General features: G+C 57.8%; 3 protein-coding genes. 1 reads left to right on the top strand and 2 read right to left on the bottom strand.

Features of this window, described 5'->3' with window-relative positions:
• Positions 1 to 65: 65 nt before the first annotated feature.
• Together VMU57_RS19175 and VMU57_RS19180 are read right to left on the bottom strand one after the other, a co-directional pair.
• Positions 66 to 2,234, bottom strand: a complete 2,169-nt coding sequence (locus VMU57_RS19175; protein WP_325386364.1) for an alpha-N-arabinofuranosidase — start codon at positions 2,232 to 2,234, stop codon at positions 66 to 68.
• Positions 2,235 to 2,334: 100 nt separating this feature from the next.
• Positions 2,335 to 2,688 (bottom strand): hypothetical protein, encoded by a 354-nt coding sequence (locus tag VMU57_RS19180; RefSeq protein ID WP_325386365.1) that lies wholly within the window; start codon positions 2,686 to 2,688, stop codon positions 2,335 to 2,337.
• Positions 2,689 to 3,189: 501 nt separating this feature from the next.
• On the opposite strand from VMU57_RS19180, the gene VMU57_RS19185 reads away from it, so the two are divergent.
• Positions 3,190 to 3,600, top strand: coding sequence for a S41 family peptidase (locus tag VMU57_RS19185; protein WP_325386366.1), 411 nt, complete (start codon positions 3,190 to 3,192; stop codon positions 3,598 to 3,600).
• Positions 3,601 to 3,644 lie beyond the last annotated feature (44 nt).

The following is a 3,644-nucleotide window of genomic DNA, read 5'->3' on the forward strand; positions in this document are numbered from 1 at the left end:
CGCATTTCAGATTCGATTCGCCGGTTGATCGCAGCAGCCCCGAGTGCATTGTGCAATGCCCTCTTTTACTGGACACGTTGAGCGACTTGAAACTGGTATATGTTGACGCTGATGGGCGCGACAGAGATTGGGGGCGAAGCATCTTCAATCTCAATGCGCTTGATGTTGACCTGCGGAGCTTGCCCGACCCGGTTTTTGGCGTCGAGGTTCGTTCCTGTCATTTGCCAGAGTGTCGCTGATCCTTCGACACGGACTCCGGTGACATGCAGACTGAATTTCTGCTCTGACTCTGTCGCGTTCACCACAGCAAGAGTAAGGAACTTGTGGCCAGGTGTGAGCGCAGCAAACATGTCGAGCGGATAGGTTGGGCTGCCTGAGTTTGTCTCCGGCTGGTCGCCACCGACGGGATTGCGGGGCGCCGGCTGAGGCGAGTTTCCTGAAAGGGCAACAGGGATGGAGCCGGGAACAAAGTGATCGCCGTACAGCTTGAATGCCAGTCCGGTGCTGTTGAAAACCGCGGAGGTGGGTGTGTAGTCGATCGTCGATACGCCCATGGTGTGCGCGGACATGCGCAGGAAATTCGTGTGCCTGAGCATCTCGTTGAAGATCATCCCGTAAGCGAGCGCGAGTTTGAGATCTGGGCCTCGCGTGAAGCTCCCGCCAAAGTAGGCATACTCGTCGATGGACAGGAAGATATTCTTCTTCACCAAATCCGGGAAACGCTGCTCATATCCGTTCCACTCCTGCGCCTTCAGCTGGACGATGTTGGCCGGATAGCGCGCGTACTGGAGAGGCGTCTGGTCGACTTTGTCATAGCCGGCTTCAGTCGGCGCGTCCAGTGGCAGATGCTTCGCCTTCTCCACATCGAACCGCTGCCCGGAACGCGCGTACCAGTGTTGGGTGATGCCTGAGAAGTTGCCCCAGCAGTGCTCGATCTCGCCGCCGGTCCAGTCCTCGGGAGTGCCTTCCACGGCCTTCATGTGATCGACATCCTGCGCGCGCATCTCGCCGGTCAGGTCCATCGGTTCCGGCATGTTGCCGGAGGCGAGCAGCGTGATGGACGGGTCGGCTTTGCGCATCGCGGCCGCGAATTCGTTGTGCTTGAGGACGTAGTACTTCAGATCGGTGCGGCCAAGCTGCCAGACGCCGTAGGGCTCGTTGCCGATGTCCCAGTACTTGATGTGATAAGGCTCGGGATGCCCGTTGCGCGCTCGTTCCGCACCCAGGCGCGTGTGGATGGAGCCGTTCATGTATTCCACTTCTTCGCCAGCGGAGTGCGCATCGCCGAAGCCCGCGTTGACGGTGATGTAGGGTTCCACGCCGATCAGTTTGCAAAGCGTCATGAACTCGTCGAGGCCGACGTCGTTCGACTGCATCGCGTTCCAGGCGTAATCGAACATGGGCGGTCGCCGGTCGCGGTCCCCGATTCCGTCGTACCAGTTCCAGTCGGAAAGGAAGTTGCCGCCGGGCAGGCGCCAGAAGCCAGAGTGGAGCTGGCGCAGCAGTGCGATCGTATCCGGCCGGAACCCGTCGATGTTGTCCGCGGGCATCAGCGAGACGGCGCCGATGTGGAAGTCCCCAGAGCCCGTGCCCGTAATCTCAAACGTTGCGTCGCTGGTGTCGGCTTTCGCAGCAAAGGTGAAAGGGAACTTCTGATAGGCTTTTGTGAGTTTTGTCAGAGAGACAGTTTCCCGGTTGGCTGAGCCCGCGCCCCAGATCAGGGCAACTTTCACTGTGCTGCCGGGAGTGCCGCGCAGCCAGATATGGCCGACGTAGTGCTTGCCTCTTTGCAGAGCCAGCCCCGATTGTTGAATTCCGTGCGGAGTGGAGGAATCCAGCGCGATGCGCGGACTTTGGTCGCCGACGAATGGATGGTCCCTGTCCATCGCCACTTCTGCATCAGGGCCGATAGGGCTCCATCTGCGGAGTTGCGTGCCGGGGAATCCGCCCTCCCGGTGACCCTGTGCCGCCGGCTGCGCGGAAGTGATCGGGAAATAAAACTTGCGGTCGTCAAGCATTTCCGACCACAAGCTGCGATAGATGAGGGGACCGATGTGCTCGATGAACATTCCGAATTCGTACTTCGAAAGCGGCGCAGCCGTCTCCGTCGCATCAATGTTGACCGTGAGCTGTTCAGGAACGGAGGGCACGACGTTCTGACTTACGGCGGCTGCGCACGGAATCCACATTGCGGCGACGGCGAGAAGCGCGATTCGTGTTTTTTCCAAGGTCACTGGCGATCTCCTGGGTTGGCGTTCCGGAGTTCTGCTGCATCATGGGGAAACGTTTCCCAAGGCAGGAGCTTATCGCGCGGGAGAGAACTTGTAAAGCGATTTACAGTACTGGAATCGAGGCGGCCATTTTAGATCTGCCAGGCGAGATCTGGGTCACAGTGGAGTCGACACTTATCGGTAAGGTAATAACCATGTACTTCGCGGACTGAATATCCACCCCTCCGAGGGTGTGCCCGGCTGGCTTCGCCTCGATAACCCCCACCGCTTTGCCTCCAACGAAAAGCAAGTAGTCAGCTTCACAATTTGGGAGCGAAAACTCGCGGACGGCGACTCCTTCGGCGGCGTTGCGGTTGAATTTGCTCTTGTCCTGGAGTGTCCAGCCAGCAGCGGTTAGCAAGGCGTCGATGGTCTGCCGTGCGAGTTGCTCTGGCGGGAGTCCGGACAAGTCAGCCATTATCTCCCGTCCCGAGTTGCTTGGGAACTGTGACAATAGGATACAAGGTAAATCTCACGTGCAGATTAAGCCCCTGGGTCGGTTCGACTCGGCGGGCAAGAGCGGCGGCAAAGCCCTATTCCTGATGGACGTGAAGAAGGATGAACGAGGCTGGGCGGCCACGACCAAATCAAGGCGAGAATTGAGGGCGAGAAGGGCCGGTGAGAAGTGAAAAGCGACATTGTGGAGAAGCTCAATCGGGAATCCACCAAGACATTAAGGATGAGCGGCAATTGGTCTACATCCTTGTTGAAACACGCAAACTCTTAGAGCAACAAAAGACTCTGGATAACCTTCCAGCGCTCAAACTGTGCAGCGATTGGGCAGTTCATCCCAAACTAGACCGCTCTGGGGCAAAGCTTGTGCTCAGTTATTTCGATGACTACGAGGCCGAATATCGCAATTCTGGTGTGACGGTTCTCGCGAATTCCATCTTCAACGAAGACCCTTTGGCGACTCGCATTGCAATTTGGACCGGCGATGATGGCAAAAAAGCCCATTGTGCTTCAAACCGAGGGGTTGGGCGAGAAACCATTTCACGGGAGGGTCGCTCTCCTGGTGAATCGCCACACCGCAAGCGCCGCGGAAATGATTGTCGCGTTTGCACGAGAGAACCGGCTCGCCACAATCGTCGGAGAGAAAACGGCTGGTCGTCTCCTCTCCGCAACTTCCGTCAAAGTCGGCAATGGATTTCGGTTGGCGATGCCCACAGGAGCTTACTACACATGGAGCGGGTTGGTGCTGGAAGGAACGCCGATGGAACCGGACGAACTGATCGAGTTCAATTGGCGCGAACGACGGGAGCGGGTGGACGGCCAACTTGAACATGTCGTCAAATCGATTCGAGGTTATTCCACAGTACGTGTCAGTTGAGCGCGCAGTTGCTACTCCTTGCGGGGCTCATTCCCAGGATTGGT

Source organism: Edaphobacter sp. (assembly GCF_035532915.1).
Lineage (GTDB): Bacteria > Acidobacteriota > Terriglobia > Terriglobales > Acidobacteriaceae > Edaphobacter.